At 71.7% G+C, this 23,991-nt stretch carries 16 protein-coding genes and 1 rRNA gene; 6 read left to right on the top strand and 11 right to left on the bottom strand.

Features of this window, described 5'->3' with window-relative positions:
* Positions 1-2: 2 nt before the first annotated feature.
* The gene (locus SM447_RS09515) at positions 3-1,010 is read right to left on the bottom strand and encodes a DMT family transporter (RefSeq protein ID WP_474572401.1); all 1,008 of its coding nucleotides are present in this window, start codon (positions 1,008-1,010) and stop codon (positions 3-5) included.
* 87 nt (positions 1,011-1,097) lie between these two features.
* Here SM447_RS09515 and SM447_RS09510 point away from each other — a divergent pair, with 87 nt between their 5' ends.
* Positions 1,098-1,697 (top strand): Uma2 family endonuclease, encoded by a 600-nt coding sequence (locus SM447_RS09510; protein WP_474572400.1) that lies wholly within the window; start codon positions 1,098-1,100, stop codon positions 1,695-1,697.
* A 49-nt stretch (positions 1,698-1,746) separates the two neighbouring features.
* Positions 1,747-3,417, top strand: a complete 1,671-nt coding sequence (locus SM447_RS09505) for a DUF885 domain-containing protein (protein ID WP_474572399.1) — start codon at positions 1,747-1,749, stop codon at positions 3,415-3,417.
* Positions 3,418-3,496: 79 nt separating this feature from the next.
* Here the strand turns inward: SM447_RS09505 and SM447_RS09500 are convergent, their stop codons facing one another.
* The 6 genes from SM447_RS09500 to SM447_RS09475 all read right to left on the bottom strand — a co-directional run bounded on the left by SM447_RS09500 (position 3,497) and on the right by SM447_RS09475 (position 14,058).
* Entirely contained in the window at positions 3,497-5,059 is a 1,563-nt protein-coding gene (locus SM447_RS09500; RefSeq protein WP_474572398.1) for a DUF6114 domain-containing protein, read from the bottom strand.
* A 46-nt stretch (positions 5,060-5,105) separates the two neighbouring features.
* Positions 5,106-5,717 carry a DUF6230 family protein gene (locus SM447_RS09495; protein WP_474572397.1) on the bottom strand — a complete coding sequence of 204 codons (612 nt, stop codon included), beginning with the start codon at positions 5,715-5,717 and terminating at the stop codon, positions 5,106-5,108.
* A 393-nt stretch (positions 5,718-6,110) separates the two neighbouring features.
* Positions 6,111-7,250, bottom strand: a complete 1,140-nt coding sequence (pgfA, locus tag SM447_RS09490; RefSeq protein ID WP_474572396.1) for a cell envelope lipid trafficking protein PgfA — start codon at positions 7,248-7,250, stop codon at positions 6,111-6,113.
* 69 nt (positions 7,251-7,319) lie between these two features.
* Positions 7,320-8,141, bottom strand: coding sequence for a class I SAM-dependent methyltransferase (locus SM447_RS09485; protein ID WP_474572395.1), 822 nt, complete (start codon positions 8,139-8,141; stop codon positions 7,320-7,322).
* Positions 8,138-12,394: an alpha-(1->3)-arabinofuranosyltransferase domain-containing protein gene (locus SM447_RS09480; protein ID WP_474572394.1), complete on the bottom strand. Its 4,257-nt coding sequence runs from the start codon at positions 12,392-12,394 to the stop codon at positions 8,138-8,140. The genes SM447_RS09485 and SM447_RS09480 overlap by 4 nt, the downstream gene beginning before the upstream one ends.
* Positions 12,391-14,058 (bottom strand): substrate-binding and VWA domain-containing protein, encoded by a 1,668-nt coding sequence (locus tag SM447_RS09475; protein ID WP_474572393.1) that lies wholly within the window; start codon positions 14,056-14,058, stop codon positions 12,391-12,393. Before SM447_RS09475 ends, SM447_RS09480 begins: the two co-directional genes overlap by 4 nt.
* A 260-nt stretch (positions 14,059-14,318) precedes the next feature.
* On the opposite strand from SM447_RS09475, the gene SM447_RS09470 reads away from it, so the two are divergent.
* Complete coding sequence (locus SM447_RS09470) at positions 14,319-15,479, top strand: glycosyltransferase family 4 protein (protein WP_474572392.1); 1,161 nt, start codon at positions 14,319-14,321, stop codon at positions 15,477-15,479.
* A gap of 76 nt (positions 15,480-15,555) precedes the next feature.
* Here the strand turns inward: SM447_RS09470 and SM447_RS09465 are convergent, their stop codons facing one another.
* Positions 15,556-15,717, bottom strand: a complete 162-nt coding sequence (locus tag SM447_RS09465) for a hypothetical protein (RefSeq protein WP_013736401.1) — start codon at positions 15,715-15,717, stop codon at positions 15,556-15,558.
* On the bottom strand, positions 15,714-17,432 hold the full coding sequence (locus SM447_RS09460; protein WP_474572391.1) for an MmpA family trehalose lipid delivery protein: 1,719 nt from the start codon (positions 17,430-17,432) through the stop codon (positions 15,714-15,716). Before SM447_RS09460 ends, SM447_RS09465 begins: the two co-directional genes overlap by 4 nt.
* A gap of 205 nt (positions 17,433-17,637) precedes the next feature.
* Between SM447_RS09460 and SM447_RS09455 the strand changes: the two genes are divergently transcribed.
* The 3 genes from SM447_RS09455 (at position 17,638) to SM447_RS09445 (ending at position 23,427) form a co-directional block, all read left to right on the top strand.
* On the top strand, positions 17,638-20,028 hold the full coding sequence (locus SM447_RS09455; RefSeq protein ID WP_474572390.1) for a hypothetical protein: 2,391 nt from the start codon (positions 17,638-17,640) through the stop codon (positions 20,026-20,028).
* A 145-nt stretch (positions 20,029-20,173) separates the two neighbouring features.
* Positions 20,174-21,460, top strand: coding sequence for a polysaccharide biosynthesis protein (locus SM447_RS09450; protein ID WP_474572389.1), 1,287 nt, complete (start codon positions 20,174-20,176; stop codon positions 21,458-21,460).
* Positions 21,461-21,612: 152 nt separating this feature from the next.
* Positions 21,613-23,427 carry a VanW family protein gene (locus SM447_RS09445; RefSeq protein ID WP_474572388.1) on the top strand — a complete coding sequence of 605 codons (1,815 nt, stop codon included), beginning with the start codon at positions 21,613-21,615 and terminating at the stop codon, positions 23,425-23,427.
* A 91-nt stretch (positions 23,428-23,518) separates the two neighbouring features.
* Here the strand turns inward: SM447_RS09445 and SM447_RS09440 are convergent, their stop codons facing one another.
* Entirely contained in the window at positions 23,519-23,773 is a 255-nt protein-coding gene (locus tag SM447_RS09440) for a hypothetical protein (protein ID WP_474572387.1), read from the bottom strand.
* A 120-nt stretch (positions 23,774-23,893) separates the two neighbouring features.
* A 5S ribosomal RNA gene (gene rrf, locus SM447_RS09435) occupies positions 23,894-23,991 on the bottom strand; the annotation flags it as partial.

Below are 23,991 nucleotides of genomic sequence, written 5' to 3'. Positions count from 1 at the left end.
GGTCAGCGGGCGGGCTCGACGACGGGTGTCGTCGGGGCACCCGGACCCGCCGCCACCGGCCGACGCCGCCGACCGAGCAGGCCCTGCGACACGGCGACACCGACCAGCACGATCAACGCGCCGACCGGCTGGTGCCAGGTCAGTCGTTCACCGAGCACGACCGCGCCGATCAGCACCGCGAACACCGGGATCAGGTAGGTCACGGTGGACGCGGTGGTCGCCCCCACGATCCGGATGTTGCGCAGGTGGATCACGAAGGCGAGACCGGTGCCGAGCGCACCCAACGCCAGCACGGCCGCGAGCACCCGCAGCGACAGCGTGGTCGGCAGCGGCGGCGCACCGGCCACCACCGGTGCCACGATCGCGAGCTGGACCGTCGCGACGATCAACTGCGCCGCCGACAGGGACAGACCGGAGAGGGCGCTGCCGGCGATGAACTTCTTCTGGTACGGGATGGCCAGGCCGTAGCAGGCGGCGGCACCGAAGCACATCAACTGGCCGACGAAGTGGGCCCCACCGACGCCCTGCCAGACGCCGAGCACCACCATCACCCCGGCGAAGCCGAGCGCCAGCCCCACGGCACCGCGCGCGGTCAGCCGCTCGGTACGGAACACCAGCACCGCCAGCGGCAGCACGACCAGCGGGGTGGTCGCGTTCCAGATGCCGGCGAGCATCGACTCGACCCGCTGCTCGCCGTAGCCGAACAGGGTGAACGGCAACGCCACGCCGAAGGCGGCGATCACGACGAGGTGGCCCCAGACCCGAGGATCGCGGGGCAGCCGGTCACGTAGCACGGCGAGCACCACGAGCAGGGTCAGCGCGCCCGCTCCCACCCGGTAGAGGGTGAGGTGCAGCGGGTGCAGCTCGGCCACGCCGACCTTGATGAAGAGGAAGCTGGAACCCCAGATCGCGGCGAGGGCGACGAAACCGGGCAGCCAGCTCCGCAGCGCCGGTCGGTCAGGGGTGAAGTTGCCTGTCACCCCTGACACTCTGCCCCTGGGGTACGACATTGTCCTGCGGTTTTCGGCCGTCGTGTCGCGCGCCACAGAAACCACATACATTGGTGAAGCGTTGACCGGCCGAGGAGGTGTACACCCATGGCGATGCCGATGCGCTTCGACCCACTCGTCGACCTCGACGGCATGTGGACGACCCAGTTCGCCGACCGCTACCTCCCGTTGCCTGAGCTACCCGATGCGCGCTACGAGTGCATCGACGGGAGGTTGGTCATGACGCCCGCCGAGGTCGGCACGAACAGCTACGGCGAAATGAAGCTCGCCCGGCTGATCTCACCCTCTGCCGAGGCCCACAACTTCTACGTGTTCGGTCAGGTGAACCTGACCTTCTCCCCGCAGCGGTGGATCCAGCCGGACCTCACGGTGCTGCACGCGTTGCCGAAGACGGACGAGGAGGACCGCTGGATCCCGGCCCACCTCTGCACCATGGCCGTGGAGTTCGTCTCTCCCGGCAGCCGCCGGCAGGACTTCGTGGACAAGCCGATGCGCTGCGCCGAGGGGCGGGTGCCGTACTTCATGCGGGTGGAGATCTCGCGCCGGCTGCGGCACGCCGCGGTGGAGCTGTTCACCCTTGGCACGTTCGGTGGCTACGACACCCTCGCCAAGGCCGTCAGCGGTGACCGGCTGCGCGCCGACGAGCCGTTCCCGATCGACTTCGACTCCGCCGACCTGCTGCCCTGACCGGTTCGGCGGCACCATCTCGACGTCCGCCTCGCGTAGGGTGCGCAGCGTGGGAAGAATCGACGATCTCGCGGACCGCTACGTCGCCGACTGGGCCGCGCTGAGCCCGACGGGCGCCACCTTCGTCGGCATCGCCGGCTACGACGACAAGTTCGACGACCTGTCACCGGACGGGTACGCGGCGCGCGCCGACCTGACCCGACGCACCCTGGCCGAACTCGACACCATCGAGCCGGAGACGGAGGCCGAGCGCACCGCCCAGGAGGCGATGCAGGAACGGCTGGGCCTGGAGCTGGACCGGTATGCCGCAGGCGAGACGGCCAGCGAGGTCAGCGTCATCACCAGCGGGCTGCACGAGATCCGGATGGTCTTCGACCTGATGCCCACCGACGGGGAGCAGGCACGGGCCAACGTGGCCGCCCGGCTGAACCTCTTCCCGAGCGCCCTGGAGGAGTACAAGACCACCCTGCGCGAGGCGGCGGCCGCCGGTCGGGTCAGCTCGCGGACGCAACTGCTGGAGGTGGCCAAGCAGTGCGACGCCTGGGTGGATCCGGACGGCGACAACGTCTTCCACGGTCTGGTCGAGCGGCTCGGCGAGGAAAGCGCCCTCGGTGCCGAGTTGCGGCGCGGCGCGGCAGCGGCCACCGCCGCGACCGCCGAGTTCGGGCAGTTCCTGCGCACCGAGCTGGCTCCGCACGGGCGGGAGAAGCAGGCCGCCGGCCGAGAGCGTTACGAGCTGGCCTCGCAGTACTTCCTCGGTGCCCGGATCGACCTCGACGAGACGTACGCCTGGGGGTTCTCGGAGCTGGCCCGGCTGGAGGCCGACATGCGGACGGTCGCCGCCCAGATCGCCGGTCCGAGCGCCACCATCGACGAGGCCGTGGCCGCGCTGGACGCCGACCCGGCGCGCACCATCCGCGGCCGGGACGCCTTCCGCGACTGGATGCAGGAGCTGGCCGACCAGGCGATCAGCGACCTGAACGGCACCCACTTCGACATCCCCGAGCAGGTGCGGCGCATCGAGTGCATGATCGCACCGACCAGCGACGGCTCGATCTACTACACCGGCCCGAGCGAGGACTTCGCCCGGCCCGGCCGAATGTGGTGGGCGGTGCCGCAGGGCCTGACCGACTTCTCGACCTGGCGGGAGGTGACCACCGTCTACCACGAGGGCGTCCCCGGACATCACCTCCAGATCGGGCAGACCGCCGTCCGGGCCGACCTGCTCAACCGCTGGCAGCGGCTGCTCTGCTGGGTCTCCGGGCACGGCGAGGGCTGGGCGTTGTACGCGGAGCGACTGATGGAGGAGCTGGGCTACCTGGACGATCCGGGTAACCGGCTCGGGATGCTGGACGGCCAGGCGCTGCGGGCGGCCCGTGTCATCGTCGACATCGGCATGCATCTGGAGCTGGAGATCCCCAAGGACAACCCGTTCGACTTCCACCCGGGTGAGCGCTGGACGCCGGAGCTGGGTTGGGAGTTCCTGCGGGCGCACTGCCGGGTGCCCGACGAGATGCTGCGCTTCGAGCTCAACCGTTACCTGGGCTGGCCGGGACAGGCCCCGTCGTACAAGGTGGGCGAGCGGATCTGGCTGCAGGCGCGTGAGGACGCGAAGGCGCGCAAGGGTGCCGACTTCGACCTGCGGGAGTTCCACCGGCAGGCGCTCGACCTCGGCGCGCTCGGCCTCGACCCGCTACGCCGGGCGCTGGAGCGGCTCTGAGAAGTGGCCGCCCGGCACGGGAGCCGGGTGCCAGGGTCCGGTCGAAGTCCTCGGTTCGACCGAGGACTTCGACCGGACCCTAGGCGAGGTCGACCCGCAGTTTCGGGCGGGCGGTCAGTGTGTCGCTGGTGACGAAGGCCAGGTCCATCACTGGGTCGGTGAAGGTGATCGGGACGGGTGACGTGATCGGGAGGCCGTCCGGCAGAGGCAGGTCCGGCGTCAACGTGATCTTGATGCCGAGCAACCGGCCGACGAAGCGGGTGGCGTAGAAGCTCACGTCCCCCCGGACGGTCAACCGGTCGGTGGCGAAGCGCAGCGTACGCCCCGACGGCCCGGGCGCACGCAGCAGGAAGTCGTCGGTGACCGCGCGGTCCATCCGGAACTTGAGTGCGCGCAGCGTCCCGTCGACGGTCGGCAGTTCGACGATTCCCTCGAACCGCAGGGCGTTCATGGTCACCTTCGAGCCGGTGAGCCTGGACGGAGTCGCCGCGACCAGCGGCTGGCCGGGATCGACCGCGATCCGGGGCAGCGGCTCCCCCTCGTCGACCGGCTCCGCACCGCCGCTGGCCGGCGGCGTGCCGCACGGCCGCTGAGGTGTGGTCGTCGGGCCGGCAGTGGGGCTCGTAACGGGCCGGGCAAGACCGCTCGGCGATGGCGTCACGGCCGGCCCGTCGCCCTCCTGGTCCTCGTCGCCCTGGTCGTTGCTGCCGAACAGCCGGCCGATTCCGTCGAGGATGTCGCCGACGACGTCGCGGACACGCGGCCGTTCGTTCGTCGCCGGGCCGGACGACGGGGAGCCACTCGGGTCCGCGGGTGCGGTGGCGTCCGGACTGGGCGGTGCGGGCCGATCGCCCGGAGCCTGGCCGCCGGGCGGGACGGCAGGGCTGGGTGGGGTCGTTGGGGGGCGGGTCGGGCAGGCAGGTTCGGCGGTGGGCTTCGCCTGCGTCTGCCGGACCGGAACCGGCATCTCCCCGACCGACGCCGCGCGGACCGGAACCGGCGCCGCGAGGGCGACCGCCCCGGTCAGGACCACCAGCGGCAGGGCCACCGCGAGCAACCGGGTGCCCCGTTCGTCCGGCGGCGCACCGTCCCCGGCGGAGCTGGCAGGCGTGGCCGTGACGGCGGGGCCGGCCGGCGCGATCGGGCTGGCGGTATCGGCCGGCACGACCGGGTTGACCGGATCGGCAGGCCCGACCGGATCGACCGGATCGGCGGGTACGGCGGGAGCCGGCGAAGTGGTGGCCGGCATCCAGGCGAAGCCCAGGGCGCTGCCCACCACGCCGAGCAGCAGGCCGACGAAGAAGCCGCCGAGGTTGACCCCGATCAGGGAGAACAGCGCGGTCACCGCGCCGACCACCGCGTAGAAGATCCGCTGCTGCGGGCTGAACCACATCAGCAGGCCGCAGGCGACCAGGATGGTGGGGATCAGCCAGGAGAGAAAGCCGGTCGGCCCCATCTGGAACGACAGGCCGTCGAGCGACAGTTGGGTGGTGCCGAAGATCTCCACTCCGGCGAGTGCGGTGAGCAGTCCGCCCCAGAACGGTCGGGCCTGCCGCCAACGACGGAACCGGTGCCACGCCTCGCTGACCCGGCCGCGCCGGGCATGCTGTGGATCGACGGTCGTCACGTACGCCTCCAGCACGAAGGGCTGCTGGCCCGCGGCGTGCCCACCGCGGGCCCCGATGACCTCAGAAACATTCCTTCGCGTCGGCGCCGACGTTCACCTTGAGCCGCAGCCCGGTCAGCGTGAAGGTTCCCGCGTGGGTCGAGCGGGCCACCTGCCTGAGGTTCTTGATGGTCACCGTGTCGGCCTGCTGGCCGAAGGACTTGCGGGCACCCACGGCGCCCTCCGGCCCCGCTCTCAGCGTGGACGCGTCCTGGCCGATGTTGATGTTCTTGAACTCGGCGTCGCCCTCCAGCGAGTCCATGTCGATCATCAGCCCGCTCGCCCTGGCGGGCTTGCCGTCGCCGCCGGCCCGGATGGTCAGCACCACGTCCGCACCGGGGACCTTGACCGATTGACACAGGTTGTCCAGTTCCGCCCTACGGATGCCGGAGATCGCCACCGGGTGGGTCCTGCCGTCCGCCTCCTCGGCGATGCCGCCGTACTGGACGAAGCCCTCGCCCCGCAGCTCGGTGGCGGAGACCTTGAACGTCTGGCCCGACACGGCGAACGAGGCAGCGATCGCACCGTTGGCCATGCCGAAGACGATCGCGCCGGCGACCAGGGTCGCGGGCACCATCAGGGCGGCGAACCGCCCCCACCGGGTACGGCCCGGCCTGTCGAGTCGTTCCTGCACGTGGTCCCTCCTCAGTGGAGTCGCGCGGGCGGCCGGCCCAGAGACGGCGCGGGCGCGGGTGACCGGCTCCGAAGCGCGGTGCCGTGACGGTCGCCGCCCCTCTGTTACCGGCGGGTAACGAACGAGCATGATGGTGCACCCGTGCGGCACAGGTCACAAGAGGCCGATTACTTCGCAGTAACAAGACGGGGCGGGTCGCCTCGCCCACACGACCACGTGGCGTCATCTCTTCAAGCCCACAAGAGGCGCAATCTCCGCAAAAAGGCAGCCGATGGCAACCGTGAGCGACCAAACCATCGACAAGTTACGATTCCGTAACGAGGGTACGGGCCACGAACACGCTGAGGGGCGGACCGCACGGTCCGCCCCTCAGCGTCGTAGCTGGATCTGCTGCTACTGCTTCTCCGACTCGCCCTGCGCCGACCGCTGGCTCGGCACCGTGGACTCCTCGGACTTCCAGTTGGTCGAGGCGGGCGGGATCTCGTCGGTCAACGGTCCACCCTCCCGCTCGTCGTCCCGCACCGGCGGCTGGTCGACCCGGGTCGGCGCCGGGTCCGCGGCGGCGTGCCTGCCCACAGCCTCCGGCGTACGGCTACGCGAGACCAGCAGCGCGACGAGGATCAGCATCAGGCCGAGCACGGCGAGACCGAGCGGCGCGAACACACCGAGGATGTTGAGCCGGCCGCGGCTCTCCTCGGCCCGCTCGACGGAGGACGACACGGTCTCCTCGTTGTAGGAGAAGTCGGCGTCGAGCAGCGTGACCGGCGAGCCCGCGGCCGGCATGAGCACCTTCTTCTGCTGCTCCCGGACCTTCAGGTAGGAGCCGGTGACCGGGTCGACCCAAACCGTACGGGTGTTGCTGTAGACCACCTCACCCGAGGTGGACCCAGGGGCGAGCACACCGAGCAGCAGCGCCACCCGGTCGGCGGCCAGCGGCAGCTTCTCGTCGGTGATGACCTGCTCGTAGCGGTACGCCTCCAGGCCGTTGATGTCCTCGGTGCCCTTGAACTCGGCCATCCGGGTCTGCCGCAGGTCCCGGTCGAAGACCTCGTAGTTGTCCTGCTTGGAGCCGAAGGGGAACTTGTAGACCTGACCCCCGAACGAGATCTTCTCCGGCGTGCCGCTCTCGTCGAGGTACTGCTCGTTCCACTCGACAGCCGCACCGGAGACCCGGTCCAGTGCCAGCTCGGCACCGTACGCGCTGACCAGTTCCTTGGTGTCGGTCCGCTCGACGGTCTGGCCGACCCGCCAGACCACCGCGTCACCGGCGAGGTCACCGCTGAGCGCCGCGGTCTTGGCGCGCTCCGGCGTGACCTGGACGGTGGACCTGAGGTCAGCCTGGTTGATGGCGACCGCACCGTTGGTGATCTGCAGGAACGTCGCGCCGCTGGCCTCGGCCACCGACGTCGTCGGCTCCAGGTCGTAGGGCAGTTTGGTCATCGCGGGCTTGACGACGAACACCAGCCCGGCGGCCAGCGCCAGGAGCAGTACGCCGCCGCCGAACAGCACGGCACCCACGGCGCGGTGCTTCATGTTTTCCTCCCTGAGGAGCTCAGTTTCGTCGGTATCAATCAGTGAGATGGCCGCGAGGTTACTACTTGGTCACATAGCAACGCGACCCCCGGTCAGCTCGGATTTCTCCACCGCGCCGGGCTGTCCCCCACCCGTCCGACGCAGTACGAGCACGAAGTTCCACGCCGCCACCTCCCGGACGCCGGGCACCCGGATCACCCACCGTGCCCACCACGGGTGATAGCGCGGCAGCGCGTCCACCACCTCGATGTCGCCGTTGCCCCGCGCCCAGCGCAGCGTGTCGGAGATCGAGACCGGGAAGAGCGTCTCCCGGAAGCGGTTCTTCGGCGGCCGTCCGGTCCGCCGCTCGTAGCGGCGGCGGGCCCGGTTGCCGCCGAGGTAGTGCCAGGGCGCGGTCTCGTGGCCACCCCAGGGCGACAACCAGGGGGTGTACGACACGAAGAGCAGGCCGCCCGGTCGGGTCACCCGCACCATCTCGTCGAGCATCCGGGGCGGCTCGGCGACGTGTTCCACGACGTTGGACGAGAACGTCACGTCCACGCTGCCGGTGCGGACCGGAAGGGCCGTGCCGCTGCCCCGCAACATCCCCGCCACCGACTCACCGGCCGCGGAGAAGTCGCCGACGTCCGGGTCCAGCCCGATGTAACGGGCACCGGCGGCCCGGAAGGCGGCGGCGAAGTACCCCGGGCCGCCGCCCACGTCGAGAACCGTCCGGCCGGCCAGCTCCGCGTACCCGGACACCTGACGCACCGAGTCGGTGGCCAGCAGTCCGTAGAAGTGGTCGGGGTCGGTCTGCTCCACGAGAAACGCCCGGAACAGGGTCACCGACCGGCGCAGCGAAGCGAAACGACGTCGCGCCGCCCGCCGCGTTCGGTAGTCCGCTGCCGTCACCGCGCCACCGTCCCGTCCTCGCCCTCGCCCCTGCCCGTGGCCACGTCCGGCGGCCCGCCGGACGTGCCCGGCGTCACATCATGCGGGATGGTCCGTGTGGGGCCTGCACCGGGGACCGGAACCACGGCGGCGACCACCGCACCGATCGCGACCAGCATCGCCGCCTGCACCCACGACCGGTACGCCCAGTCCTGCCCGTGGCCCTGCAACCGCCCGGTCACCGCGATCACGGTCGCCACGGTCAGCCCGCCGAGCACCACCACCGGCAGGGCTCGCACCGCCAACTGCCGCAGCAGCATCGCGGCCAGCACGATGGCCACCGGCAGCACCCCGCCCAACGCGGCGAGCAGCGCCACCAGCAGCACACCGATCGCCCAGGCGGGGGCCTCCGCCGGAATCGCGCCCGCCGCGTCCTCGTCCGTCGTCCGGCGACGCACCGGCCAGGCGGCGAGGAGGAGCACGCCGGCTGCCGCCGCCGCACCGGCCGCCAGACCGCCCCGGTACGTCCGGTCGGGGGTGAAGACCAGGCGGACCTCACCGCCCGAGCCGGCCGGCAACACCCACGCCTGCTGCCATCCGTCCACCCGGGAACGAGCCAGCGTCGCTCCGTCGAGAGTGGCCGTCCAGCCGGCATTGGCGTTCTCCGGCACCACCAGCAACGCCTGCCCACCGGCGGCGACCCGCACCGTGCGGTCGGTCGCCGCCCAGTCGAGCACGGTCACCTCCCGGTGCCGGGGCCCGGCGCCCGTGTCGTCGTCCGGCCGCAGATTCGCGTCCTGCACGACGAAGCCCGCCGAGGGTGAGGTGGCCAGCCGATGCCCGCCAGCCGGCAGGTCCAGCACCCCACCGTCCTCGCCGCAGACACGAACCGGTACCGGCCGCCCGGCCAGGACGTCCGAGAGGGGGGCCGAGATCGACGTGTCGTAACGGAAGCCGTCCAACTCGACGGTCGGTCCGTCGCCGCAGCGTTCCACCACCCGGACGTCGGTGTCGATGGGACGCAGCAGGCTCGCCAGGGCCGGGATCTCCACCTCCGCGATGCCCGCCGTGGCCGGCCAGCCGTTGCCGCGCTGATCGGCCAACCGGTACTCGGTCTCGCGCACCACGATCTCGAGCCGATCGGTACGCACCGCCGGGAAGCGGACGGTCCCGTCGGCGTCGACCGGCACCTGCACCTCACGGCCCGGCGTGCGAATCTCCACCAGTTGCGGAAGCGAGCCGATCGGCGAATCGGTGCCGCGCAGCCGCAACCGGTCGATCCGCCGCTCACCCGACCAGCTCAGGCGCAGGGTTGGGCGCAGATCCCCCGTGCCGGCCAGCCATGCCGTGTCGGGATCACCGTCGATCGCCGCGTGCGCGGCAACCGCCGGATCGCCGCTCAGGTGGGAGGACGAAGCCGCCTTCACCTTCGTACCGGAGAGCGTCAGCTCACCACCCGCGCGAGCCACCGCGGACAGCTCCATCCGGTACGTTCCGGCGGCCGGGTTGCGGAACAACCGATCCAGGCCCAGCGGCTCCTCACCGACCCGGGCCAGGAAACGGTCGCAGCGGATCACCGTGCCGTCCGGGCGGTCGGCCGCTCCGCCCGAGCCACCGTCCGGAGCCGGATCCGTGCCCGCCACCTGCACCGGGTAGCACGCCGGCCGATCGGCCGGTCCGCGGCTGAACGTCCAGCTGACCGGCGTCGACAGCCCGTCCGGAAGGTCGGTCGGGGCTCGCAGCGCACGGCGCGGATCGGTGTCCGGCAGGGACAGTTCCCGGATGCCGACGCTACCGTCGAGCCGGCCACCGGCCACCGCCAGCACCGTCACCCGGACCCGGCTGGTGGGGCCCGGCAACGTGTAGTACGAGTGCCCGCCGAGGGTCTGCGCCACCTCGTGATCCACCGAGCCCCGATCGGTCGTGACCCGGAACCGGGTCACCGGCCAGCCCACCGCCAGATCACTGACGAAGGCCAGCCGCACGCTGTCGACCTGGCGCGGGGTGTCCAGATCCACCTGGAGCCACTGCCCGACCGGTCCGACGAACGACGCCGAGTGCCAGGCGGTGGCGTACTCCCCGTCGACCGCGGCGAACGGCAGACGCGAAGGATCGGCCGGACCGAGGGTGTCCACGAAGCTCGCGGCCGAGGACGCGGTGACGTCACGGACGCCCTGGTAGGTCGCGGTCGTCTGGTGCCGTTCGGCGGAGAAGGGCAGCAGGTCGAGGGCGACGCGCCCCTGTCTCCCCGCCTCGTTGGCGGTCAACGTCTGGGAGAGGTTGTCGCGGACCCGGCCGATGTCGCGCTCCCGGCGTCGCAGTCCGTCCGTGACGATCCACCGGTCGCCCACCGCCTCCGGGGAGTCGTCCCGGTCGCCGGCGAGCACCACCGGTCGGTCCCGCTCCACCACCCCCTGTTCGAGCAGGGGAAGCAGCGACTCCGGACCGCCGCTGACCGTCGGCACGTCGGCGGTGAGCACCGCCGAGGCGGCCGGCACCGCTCGCTGCACCTCGTACAGCTCGATCGCCGGCACGGACCCGGCGCCCTCGTCCACCGGGCTGCCGAGCGTCCGGGACAGTGCCTCGGTGGAGCCGAACGTGGCCACCCGCGCGATGCCGGGCGAGTCGGCCAACGCTCGACGCAACACCGCCACCGGCGGCGCCTCCACCTGGTTCCGGTCGATGTCGTTGCGCAGCAGCAGGTGCCGGAAGCCGGAACGGGCGAGCAGGTCGGCCAGACCGGCCGAGCCCCGGCCGCTGGCCAGCACCTCCTCGACGGTGTCCATCATCCGGGTGTTGCCCGCCGAACCCAGCGGTACCTGGTTCCGGACCGCCCACGGCGCACCGGCCAACGCCTGCAACGGCTCGTCGACCGTGCGTCCCCAGTCGTACTGCCCGAAGCCCGAACCGGGAACCACCAGCGTGCGGGCCAGTGCGTCGCGGTCGGCCAGCCAGGTCGCCGCTGACCGCCAGTGCGGCGGCAGGTCGGACCAGCCCGGGCCCGGACGCAACAGGCCCAGCCAGGCCGGCGCGGCGGCACCCAGCACGAGCAGCAGCACCGGTACGAAGACCAGCGGACGCAGCCGGAATCCGGGCCTGCGGCGGGCCAGCGCGTGATGCATCCGGGTGGCCACCGCGTCCACGCCGTGCGCGAAGCCGAGCATCAACGGCAGCCGCAGCACCGGGTCGAGCTTGTGCACGTTGCGCAACGGCGCCAACGGCCCGTCCAGCAGGCCGCGGACCACCTCGGAGAGCGGACTGTCCACCGCACCGACGTAGCCGATGGTGAGCAGGGTCAGCCCGGTCAGGAAACCGGCCACCAGGAAGCGTCGTTGTGGCAGCAGGTTGCCGGCCAGGCCGGCCAGCCCGATCAGCGCCACCACCGCGGTGAGCGCCATCAGCGCCGGGTGGTCGATCAGCAGCCAGCCCGCCGGCCACCACGGCTCGCCCTGCACGATGTACGCGACCCACTGGTTGGTGCCGCGTACCGCCTGGAAGAGGGAGGCCACGGCGGTCGTCGTGGTGGACGACTCGATGTAGTCGAGGAACGGGAGGCTGTACTGGCCGAGCAGCAGCAGCGGCACGATCCACCACAGGCAGACCCCGATCACGCAGACGCACCACCAGGCGACCAGGCGCAGGTGCTGGGCGTCCCAGCGGCGGGTCAGCAGCCAGACGCCGGGCAGCAGCAGCGCCATCAGCACCACCGCCGCGTTGATCCCGCCCATCCCGAGTACGGCCAGTGCGGAGAGCGCGGCGGCCCGGCGTGGCGAGCCGATCCGGCGCACGGTCACCAGCGGCAGCAGCACCCAGGGCAGCATCGAGGCGGCCAGGGTCTCCGAGGAGAGCGCGCCGACCTCGGTGAGGATCCGTGGGGCCAGTGCGTACCCGAGCGCCGCCGCGTACCGCGTCGGTTCGGTGCCGATCTCCAGCGCCCGGGCCAGCCGCAGCAGTCCGTAGAAGGCGGCGGCCAGCAGCAGCGCCGTCCACAGCCGCTGGGTTATCCACGGCGGAATCGCCAGCAACTGCCCGGCGGCGAAGAACGGCCCCATCGGGAACAGGTAGCCGTACGCCTGGTTCTGCAACTCCCCCGAGGTGGCTTCCGGGTTCCACAGGTGCAGCGCCCGGGTCATGAAGTGGATCGGGTTCGCGGCCAGATCGAGTTTGGTGTCGAAGGTGACCTGACCGGGCCGCTGGCCGAAGGCGATCGCGGTGAGCAGCAGCAGCGACAGCACGGTGCCGGGCGAGCGGCGCAGCCGCTCCGGCATCCTCATCGGCGGCACTCCGGTGGCAGGCAGCTAAGGTCGGCCAGCGCGGAGAAGAAGATGCGTCGCATTCCGCCCGGCTGCTCGGTGACGAAGACCCGCCCGCCGGTGACCTTCGTGATGGCCCTCAGCTCCTCCGGGTCGATGTCCGCGCCGAGCCCGATGAAGATGATCGGCAAGGGGCGGCGCGGTTCCTGCAACCGCTTCAGCTCGGCCAGGAACTCCGCCCGCCCGATGGTGTCGTCGTCCTCGTTGCGCCCGTCGGTCATGACGAGCACCAGGTTGATCCGTCCCGGGATCCAGTTGCGGCGCGCGTCGCGGTACGCGGCCAGCGTGCTGTCGTACAGCCCGGTGCCGCCCTGCGGCTTGACCCGGACCTCGGCCAACGCCTCAGTCAGCCGTTTGCGCTGGCCAACCAGCGGGCCCACCGGCAGGATCTCGCGGTAGTCCCGGTCGCCGTCGACTTTGGTGGAGAAGACCCAGATACCGAGTTCGCTGTTGTCCAGCAGCAGTGCCGCCCCCTCCCGGGCGGCCCGCACCGTGGCGTCGAGTCGGGTGCCACCGCCCGGCACCTCCGCCGCCATCGAACCCGAGATGTCCAGCAGAGTGAGGATCCGGGCGGTGCGCTGCACGCCACTCCAGCCGGTCAGCACGTCGCTGACCGTCTCCTCGGCCGGCAGCGACACCGGCCGGCGTTCCTCGGCCAGCAGCCGGTTGTCGTCCGGCAGCGCCGGCGGAAAGCCAGCGGCGGTCCGGAACCCGTAACCGGTGAACACCTCGCGGGCCTCGCCGGCCAGCAACCTGTCGAGGAACGCGCCACCGGCGTCGCGGCCCCGCCCCTGCGCGGCAGGTAGCACCACGTACGGCAGGTCCAGCCAGGGCACGTCCACCTCCGGGTACGCGGCGACCAGCTTGCCGGTGGCGGCCAACGCGTTGTGCTCCAGCACCGCCTGTTCGCTGGCGGCGACGACGTTCGCCCGGCCGGGCAGGTCCCGGTTCGGGGTCAGCGAACTGGTGTCCCCGGCCGGGCTGAAGGTCCGCTCGGCGAGCCGTCGCAGCGTCGCCGCGACGGTCGCGGCCGAGTCCCCGTTGTCGTCGGCGAGCGCACGGGCCCCGAGCAGGGCACCGACCCCGGCTGGATCAGCCGCCGGATCGGGCAACCCCACCTGGACCGTGTCGGCGCGGGTACGCAGCACCGACGCCCAGGTCAGTCGCTTTGCGGGCCAGCCGGATCGGCGCGCGACGCGCTCGGTGACGGCCAGCACCACCGGGGTACTGGCCACCGAGGTGCCCTGGCCGGGCACCTCGAAGGCACCGGCGGCCCGGGCCCGGCGCAGCCAGAACGTCGACTCCGGCAGCCACGCGTCCGCCACCTCGCCGCCGTCGGCGAGTTCCCGGGCGACCTCGGCCGACGGTCGGGCGTGCACCTCGACAGAGACGCATGGTTGGCTGCCGGCGTTGGCTCGGGCCACCCGGTCGAGCGCCGGTGCGATCACCGGAGCGGCCACCACCCGCAGCCGGACCTGTTCGACGCAGGTCGGTGTGCCCCGATCGGCTCGGACGTACGCCACCGCCGCCCAGCCGGTCAGCAGCAGCACCAGCGCGGCGCTGAGCAGGACCACCGGCGAACGGCGGTTCAGGGCGCGCACCGGCGCGGGACGGTCGGCAACCACCGCCGCCTCACCTCCTCGTCACCCGCTGCGGACGATGCCCCGCCGCAGGTCACCACACCTGCCGCCACGAGATCGGCCACCAGACACCGGGCATCGCGCGCGGTCGCGCTGCACACCCTGCCAAGGTTTCGGTCCGTCGGCAAACCCCCGATCCACCACCCGTTATCGGATCGTCGTCGCCGGATCTGCCCATTGCGCACCCGGGCCGGACCGCCCTAGGGTGGCGCGATCGTGCTCACTTACTCACCGGTAGGAGCAGCGTGGACAACTCCGACACCCCCTCCCGCCACGTCCTGTTCCTCAACTGGCGAGACACCACCAACCCCGAGGGTGGCGGCTCGGAGGTCTACATCGAGCGGATCGCCGCCGAGCTGGTCACCATCGGTCACCAGGTAACTCTGCTCTGTGCCGCACACGACAAGGCCGGCCCGGCGGGAACCACCGAGTCCGGCGTACGCGTGCTGCGCCGCGGCTCCCGGATGACCGTCTACCTCCGGGCGGCGTTGCTCTGCCTCGCGGGCCGGTTCGGGTTCGGCCCGCTGAGCCGGCAGGGTCTCGGCCGACCGGACCTGGTCGTCGACGTCTGCAACGGCGTGCCGTTCTTCGCCCCGCTCTACGTCGGGCGTCCGGTCATCGCACTGGTCCACCACGTGCACCGCGAGCAGTGGCCGGTGGTGTTCGGGCCGTGGATGTGCCGGCTGGGCTGGTGGATCGAGTCCTGGCTCGCGGTCCGGCTCTATCGGCGGTGCCGCTACATCACCGTCTCCGAGGCGAGTCGCGCGGAGCTGACCGACCTCGGAGTCGACGCCGACCGCATCGACGTGGTGCCCAACGGGACGCCTCCGGTGACCGGTCCGTCGCTGCCCCGCACGCCCCACCCGTCGCTACTGGTCCTCGGCCGCCTGGTCCCGCACAAGCGGGTCGAGATCGCCCTGCGGACCGTCGCCGAACTCGCCGCGGAACTGCCTGAGCTGGAGCTGGTGGTGGCCGGACAGGGCTGGTGGGAGGAGCCGCTGCGCGAGCGGTGCGCCACTCTCGGGATCACCGACCGGGTGCGGTTCACCGGCTTCGTCAGCGAGGAGGAGAAGCACGCCCTGCTCTGCTCGGCCTGGCTCGCCCTCACCCCGTCACTCAAGGAGGGCTGGGGTCTCACCATCGTGGAGGCCGCCGCCCGCAGCACCCCGACGGTCGCCTTCAGATACGCGGGCGGTGTCGCCGAGGCGATGGTCGACACGGAGACCGGCCTGCTGGTCGACGACGAACAGGAGTTCACGGCGGTCGTCCGGGACCTGCTCGACGACGACGTCCGCCGCAAGGCGATGGGCGAGGCGGCGTTGGCCCACGCGGCCCGCTACACCTGGACGGCCACCGGTGCCCGGTTCGCGCAGCTGGTCAAGGAGGCGACCGCGCGCGACGGCTGACCGTCGGAGCGAACAGTCGACCCTGGACACGACGAAAGGCGCCCGCATGATGCGGGCGCCTTCGCACCGTTCGAGGTCAGCGCGTGCCGTACAGCGGGGCCTCGGTCTGCTCACTCACCTTGGAGTTAGCGGCCTCCTTGGCGGACGGGCTGAGCACGTTCGCCAGACCGACGCTGCCGAGCATGCCGAGCACGACCCCGAGTACCCCGACGGCGACGAACGCGGGCAGGTTCCTCATCCACCTTCTCCTTCCGCGGGACTCGCGTGCCGGGACGCTACCACGCGGTAGCACCATCGCGCAGTGCCCGAAGATCCGATGGCCAACACCACCGTTCCGGCCAGCAGGTGCGCCAGGCCAACCGGGCCGGGTCGGCTCGGCTCGGACGCCGGCCGCCACGCCGGATTCTCGTACAGCCTCAACTCGTCACCGACGTAGACCGGTCGCAGGCCGGCCAGCGTCGCCGGATCCGGCGCCGGACCGGCGGCGCGCTGCACCAGCACCCAGCGCGGACCCGCCGCCGCCACCGGCTCACCGGCCGCGAGCAGCTCACGCAGGTGGGCCGCGCGTGGATCCTCCCCGGCGACCGCGGTGCCATCCACACGCAGCGTGTCGTCGATCAGAACCGGCACGCCGAGATACCGGGGTGCCGGATCGATCACGACCTGGCCGCCGTTCCACGCGTAGCTCTGGTACTCCTGGAACGGCAGCGAGACGACCTCGCCCGGCCGCTCGTCGACCAGCCGAGCCACCGTCTCCCAGTCCGCCGGCCAGGCCACCGGCCGCAGCCGTCCCGCCCCGCCGACGGCCAGATCGGGCAGCACGGCCAGCGGCAGCAACGCCGCGCCGGCCAGCAGCACGCGACCGGTGGCCAGATCGAACCGGGCCGCGAGATGGTCGGCCAGTCGCTCCGCACCGAGCGCACCGGCGATCGCCAGCAACAGCACGTACGGCACCAGCAGCTTCTGCCCGTCCCGGAGCAGCCCGGCACCGGGCACGGCGGCCACCAGCCAGCCCAGCAGACTCGCCCCGCCGGGCAGCACCCCGAGCGCGGCCCCCAGCCACGAACCGGCCGCCAGCAGCCCGAGCCGACCCACGACCGGTCCGGGCCAGCGGCGCCGCAGCACCGGTACGCCGCACCCGGCGACCACCAGCACCAGCAACGTCGCCAGTGGTATCAGCCATCCGCTCCGGGACGCCGGGGTGGCCTGCCCGTTCCAGATACCGCCGGTGCCGGCGAGCGCCACCAGCGGCCCGGCCCAGTTCTCGGCGCGGGCCGCGAAGACCGCCACCCCGGCCGGATCGGACCGGCCGTCCCCCGCGCTGACGAACCCGGCCACCAGCCACGGCGCGTTCCACAGCAGCGTCGTACCCACCCCGGCCAGGGCCGCCCGGACCGCCCCCGGGTACCGCCCGACGAGCAGCACCGTGACCACCACCAGGGCGAGCAGCCCGCCGGTCGGGGTGATCGCGCACGCCGCCGCCGCCAGCAACAACCGGAGCAGGGCACCCCGCTCGGCGCCGCGGACCCCGATCGCGGCCCGCACCAGCCACGGCAACGCGGCGTACGCGACCAGCAGTCCCCACTGCCCGATCAGTAACCGCTCGGCCAGATACGGCGTCCAGGCGTACCCGAGCGCGGCGACCACCCGTACGCCGACCCGTCCAGTCGGCACCAGCCGCGCGGCACCGAGCGCAGCCAGGTAGAGGATCGCCACCAGTACCAGCCGTTGCAGCAGCCAGCCCGGGAACAGTTGATTGGCCAGTGCCACCACCGCGTCCTGCGGGACGGCCCGGGGCAGTGCGGTGGCGGGGGCGATCATCTCCCAGCTCAACGCCGAACGGGGCACGAAGACCATGTCGTAGCGCAGCACGTAGCCGGGGAGGGCCAGCGGCGCGAGCACCACCGCCGTCACGGCGGCGGCCACCGCGTGCGGCACCAGCCGTTCCCGCATCCGTCGACCTCACCAATGCCGGTGCGCGGCGGCCGGCCGCGCTGGTGGCGGCCACTGTACGCGGCCGTCGTCGGCCAGGCCCGGCCACCACCGAACCATCCGTTGACCTGATGGGAACCGCCTCGACGGGTGTGGCAGTCTTCCCGCCATGGCATCGAACCCTTCACCTCCTCTTGCGGTCCCTCGGGAGGCAAGGTCGAACGCGGTGCGCTCGGTACAGGTTGACGAGGGTTCGACGGACGCGGACGGTACGGCCGCACCCGGCCGCGTCGGCGGCTGGCTGGCGGGAGACCGGATCCGCACGGCGGCGCTCGCCATCGTCGCAATCAGCGTGCTGTGGCGTGCCCAGGTGGCCTCCCGCGGGTTCCTGGCGGCAGACGACTACGTCATGATCACGCAGGCGGCGGAGACCGACCTGACCATCGGCCACCTGTTCACCCTCTACAACAACCACCTCATGCCCGGTGGTCGGTTGCTCACCTGGCTCATCACCGAACACCTAGGGATGACCTACTGGCCCTACGTGCTGCTGATGGCGCTCGGCCAGGCGGTCCTCGGAATCGCCTTCTTCCGGCTGCTGCGTCGACTGCTGCGACCGTCGTGGCTGATCCTCCTGCCGCTCGCCGCGCTGATGTTCAGCCCGTTGACCCTGGAAGCCACCTCCTGGTGGGCCGTCGGAGTCAACATGCTGCCGATGCAGATCGCCATGGTGCTCGCGGTGGGTGCACAGGTCGGCTACGTGCAGACCCGACGTAAACGGCACCTGGTGACGCTGGCCCTCTCCGTGCTGTTCGGCCTCCTCTTCTTCGAGAAGGCGATCCTGGTCGTGGCACTGGTCTTCCTGCTCACCGCCGCGCTCTACGCCGACGGGGGCTTCTTCCGCACCATCTGGACCACGATCCGGCGCTGGTGGCCGTCGTGGTTGCTGCTGACCGCGCTGTCGCTCGGGTTCCTCGCCGCCTACCTCGGCAATTCGGAGTCCTCCCTGCGGCGGCCGGCGTCGGCCGGCGAGGTGTTCACGTTCCTCACCCAGATGCTCGGATCCACCGTGGTGCCGGGCCTGGTCGGCGGACCATGGCGGTGGCTGGGGGCAGGGGACGGTGCTCCCGTCGCGGCACCGCCGGAACTCGGCACATGGGTGGCCTGGACGATCTTCGTGGCCCTGGTCGTGGCGACCGTACGCCGTCGCCGCCGCGCTGGACGCGCCTGGTTGCTGCTCGGGTCGTACCTGATGCTGGTGGCGACGATGCTGGCCGCGACCCGGCTCGGGTCGACCTTCAGCGGGGTGGCCGGCGGTGTTCCCCGCTACGTGAGTGACGTCGTCGTGGTGGCCGCCATCTGCCTCGGCGTCGCCGTGGTCGGGCTGGCCCGGCCGGCGCGGGTCTCCCTCGCGACCACACCACCCGTCGTCGACACACCGTCGGCGGCACCCGAGGCCCTCCCGGGCCCGATCAACGGGGAGGCCCCGGAACGGAACCTCGCGCCGGCCGCATCGAGCACCGCCGCACCGCCGGCCGATTCGGCCACGTCGCCAGCCGACTCAACCGCGACGGCGGCCGGCTCGGCCACTCCAGTCCTGGCCGAGCCGGTCCGGACCGGACGGCCCACGCAGGTGGTGGCCAGGCTCGGCGTCATCCACGCCGAAGCCCCCGTCGACCCCGAGCCGGAGCCAGCACCGGTTACCGAGCCGGACGTGACCGCGCCGCCGACGCCGGACGCCGACCCCGCGCCGCACGACACCACCGCAGTCCGTGAACCGGATCCGGCCGTCGAGCCGGACCGCACCGGCTCTCCGGATGCCGGTGACACCTCGACCCCGCGCGAGACCGACGATCAGCCGGCCGAGCCGGACCCACGCCCACCCACCACCAGACCGGCGAGCGCCGCCGCCGACTCGATCGAGCCTCCCCCTCCCGGGCTGCTCGGCCCGCTTCCGGAGCGCTACCGGGAGGCGGTGCACGTGATGCTCGCCCTACTGCTCGTCGCCGTCGGCCTGGGCACGGTCTGGACCACCTCCCAGTACAGCGACGAGTGGGCGGCCAAGTCGGGCCGGTCGTACGTCGACACCGTCCGGATCGAGATGGCCAGCGCGCCACCCGACACGGTGTTCTTCGACGCTCCGGTCCCGGACAACGTGGTGCCGAACCTGTCCTGGCCGTACAACCTCCAGTCCCGGTTCTTCCGCGCCTTCGGCACCCGCCCGACCTACGTCGACGAGGCCGACAACGTCTCGGTGCTGGACTCCCTCGGCCGGATTCAGGTGGCCACGATCGTCGGCAGCACGATCCAGCCGGGCCCTCAGGAGGGCTGCGGCTACCTCGTCTCCAGTGGGCAGACGGTACGGATGCCGCTCAATGAACCCCGGCAGGACTGGCACTGGGTGGCCCGGATCGCCTACCTCAGCTCGGCGGACGGCACGGCGACCCTGCGGCTCGGCACCGGCACCGCCGAGTTCCCGGTCAGGAAGGGCCTCAACCAGCGCTTCTTCCGCATCATCGGTGGCGGGGACGCCGTCGAACTGACGGTGACCGGGAGCGAACTGTCGTTCTGCACCAACGAGATCGCGATCGGCAACCCGGCCCCGAAGCCCGAGTAGGTCCGCGACGGTCCGGTGCGGGCGGGGCTGTCGGCACTGCCGAGCTGCCGGTACCGTCGTCCGGTCGGGCCGTCGTCCCGACCGGATCCGCCGGCCCGGAAACGCCGGGTCGTCCCCGCGGACGGCTGACACGACGCGGAGTGGCATGGTCCAGACCACGAGCAGGGACGTCGCGCGGTTGCGACTCGGCGCGGCCGGTGCCGCGGTCACCGTCGCGACCGTGGTGACCAATGCGCTGGCGTACGTCGTCCCGGTGCTGGGTGCGCGCCGGCTGAGCGCCGCCGATCTGGGTGCGCTGGCGACGGTGCTCGCGCTGGCCGCGATCGCCGCGGTACCCGGTTTCGGTCTGCAGATCGCGGTGGCCGCGCACCGGGCCCGTTGGGGTGGCGGTGGCACCGCCCGCCTGGGGCTGCGAACCGCGGCCGTCACGGCTGGGGTCACGCTCGCCGCGGCGCCGGTGCTCACGATCGCCCTGCGGCTGCCGATCGCGCTCACGGTGCTGCTCGCGGCGACCACGTTCGCCACCGTGCTGAGCGGCCGGTGGCTCGGCGAACTGCAGGGGGATCAACGTTTCCTGCGACTCGCCGCGGCGATGGCCGTGTTGGCCGCCGGACGCTACGGCGGGCTGGTCGCCGGGCTGCTGCTCGGCCGAGGGCCGGAGACCTGCCTGCTCCTGGCCACCCTGACCGGCCTGCTCGCCCTGCCGCTCCTGGCCCGTCTCGCCAGCCCGACCACGGACGCCCCACCGGCCGTCCCGCCGACACCCCACCCGGCGGACGTCGACGCGGCGGTGACCTCTTCCGCCCGGACCACCGGTGCGACACGCCTGGGGGCCCGGCAGGTGATGACGGCGTGCGGAGCGACGCTGGCGATGCTCACCATCTCGTACGCCGACCTGATCCTCGCCCGTCAACTCCTGCCGGCGGCCGCCTCGGGCGCGTACGCCGTCGGTGCGGTACTCACCAAGGGTGCGCTCTGGGCTCCCCAGGTCGTCACGTTGCTGGTGTTGCCCCGGCTGGCCCGGGGGGACCGGCGCGCTCGGCTGGTGGCCCTGACGCTGATCCTGGCCTGCGGCGCGGTTCTGGTGGTCAGCTCGGCGGTCGGCGGTGAGCTGGCCTTCCGGCTGGTCGGCGGCGCCGACTACCTGCACCTGGCCGGGTCGGCTCCGATGTTCGCGGCCGTCGGAGCGCTCTACGCCGTGGTGTTCATGCTGGTGAACGACCGGGTGGCGACCGCCGCACGATGGCCCGCCGCACCGCTGTGGCTGGCGACGGCCGGTCTGGCGGCAGCGGCCACGCTGATCGCGCCGCGCACGGTGACGGGAGTGTTGACCTGTTCGCTGATCGCCGCCGCCCTGGGCGCTCTGGCGATGGCCGCGCTGGTGTTCCGTCGGGGGCGCGCTGACACACTAAGCCCACCACCGTCACCGTGAGTGACAATCACGGTCCGCATGACACGCCGAACGGGCGCAAGTGGCGCTCCGGAGGGGCTCGGACTCCCCGACGGCGGTCTGGTTGGCTACCGTAGTTCTCTCCCGGAGTAGGGATCCCGGCTCCGCATGCGGTATGTCGCTAAGAGGTAGTTGTGACGCTGTACGGCGAAGAACGTCCACCGCCGGCCGATGACCGGCCCACGGTGCAGGTGACGGCGGTCAGCTGGCCGGTCGAGGAGCCGGTGCGACCGGCGCCCGTCCCACCCAGCGGTGACCGACCCCGGTCCCGCAGATTCCGGCTCCTGCTCGCCTCCGGCGTAGCCACCGCCGTGCTCGGCTCGGTCGGCGCGGTGGCCGTCTGGGCGTACGCCGGCGATGTGCCCCGCGGCACCAGCGTGCTCGGCACCGAGCTCGGTGGACGCAGCCGGACGGAGGCGGCGCGCGAGCTGCGGGCGCACCTGGACCGCCGCGCGGCCGAACTCCAGGCCCCCATTCAGGTACGCGTGGGCGAGCGGACGGCCGAGATCAACCCCGCCGAGGTCGGGCTCACCGTCGACGTGGACGCCACCGTCGCCACCGCCGCGGCGACCAGCGCCCACGCCGTGGACCGGCTGGTCGGCTCCCGGGAGATCGAGCCGGTGGTCTCGGTCGACGAGAAGAAGCTCGAAGCAGCGTTGAAGAAGCTCGTCGGCGACCAGGGCCGGAAGATGACGATGCCGGCGATCACGTTCTCCGGCACCAAGCCGAAGGTGCGCTACCCGAAGCCCAGCCTCACCATCGACACGGAGCATTCCGCCCAGGTCGTCAAGGAGGGCTGGCTGAGCGGGCAGCCGGTGACGGTCCCGCTGGTGGAGAACCACCCGGCCACCACGGCCGAGGAGGTCGACCGCCTGGTCGCGGAGCTGGCCGAGCCGGCGGTGGCGGCACCGGTCAAGCTGACCACGGACCGTGGTGCGGTGACCATCCCACCGGAGGCCATCGCGAAGGGCCTCCGGTTCAAGGCGGACAAGACCGGCAAGCTCACGCCCAGCGTGGATGTCAAGCAGCTGCGGGCCGCGCTGGGAAACAAGCTCAGCGCGGTCGAGGTGGCCCCGAAGGACGCGACGATGACCATCTCCGGCGGAAAGCCGAAGGTGGTCGACGGGCGGGCGGGCAAGCAGGTCGACACCAGCAACCTCGGCCGTGACCTGCTCACCGTCCTGCCTCGCGGCGATGACCGTACGGTCTCCGCGGAGCTGAAGCCGGTCGAGCCGAAGCTCACCGCGGAAAAGCTCCGTGGGCTGGGCATCAAGGAAAAGGTCTCCTCCTTCACCACCAACTTCACCGGTGGGCTCTCCTCACCGCGCAGCCAGAACATCGTCACGATCGCCAACGACGTGAAGGGCACCGTGGTGCTCCCCGGCGAGACGTTCTCGCTCAACGGCCACACCGGGGAACGCGGGTACGCCCAGGGCTACCGCGACGCGCCCGTCATCCTCGACGGCAAGCTCGTGCCGGGCGTCGGTGGCGGCACCTCACAGTTCACGACCACCCTCTTCAACGCCACGTACTACGCCGGTCTGGAGGACGTCGAGCACAAGCCGCACTCGTACTACTTCACGCGCTACCCCGCGGTCATCGAGTCGACCATCTTCTGGCCCGATCTCGACTTCAAGTTCCGCAACAACACCGACTACGGCGTCCTGATCGACACCTCGTACACCGGCAACTCGGTGACCGTGTCGATCTGGAGCACGAAGATCTGGGACAGCGTGAAGACCGAGTACGGGCCCCGACGGAACATCACGTCGCCGAAGACCGTCTACCTCGAGCCGGGGCCCAGCTGCATTCCCGCCAATGGCAGCCAGGGCTTCACCCAGGACGCGTTCCGGGTCATCAAGAAGGACGGCAAGGTCGTCAAGCGGGAGAAGTTCAGCTGGACCTACAGCGCGGAACCACGCTTCATCTGCGGCAAGGAACCTTCCTGACGCCCGCCGAGCACGAGCTACCCCACGGCCCCGCCAGCTTCGCGCCGGCGGGGCCGTCCCTTGTCGAGGCTCCCCCGTCGAACATCGGCCGCTACGCCTGACGACCGGCTTCTCGACGGTGCCGCTCAGGTAAGTCATCGGGAGACGGCATCGGAATCATGCGTTCCTCCTGCACCCGGATCTCCGCGCGAGATCGATGGGCAGCAGGATGCCAGATCTCCTCGAACGGGCCCATCACCTCGCCGCCGATACCGCGGCGACGAACACGTACTCCCAGCCAGGCGAGCGCGCCCAGGATCGCGGCCAGACAGGCAACCACCGCCAAGAACACCAGCGCACCATCCACGAACCAACCCTAGGACAGGTCTGACGCCCCTTGCGACCTTGGGAAGGGACGTAAGCCGGGAGGCGCCTCAACGCGATTCAGGGCCACCCCCTTGGTGGGGTGGCCCTGAATCGGAAGAATGTCCGGCGGTGTCCTACTCTCCCACACCCTCCCGGGTGCAGTACCATCGGCGCTGGAGGGCTTAGCTTCCGGGTTCGGAATGAGACCGGGCGTTTCCC

It is taken from the genome of Micromonospora aridisoli, assembly GCF_056150025.1.
Note: the sequence above shows the minus strand (reverse complement) of the source record. Positions and strands in the feature narration are given on the sequence as shown.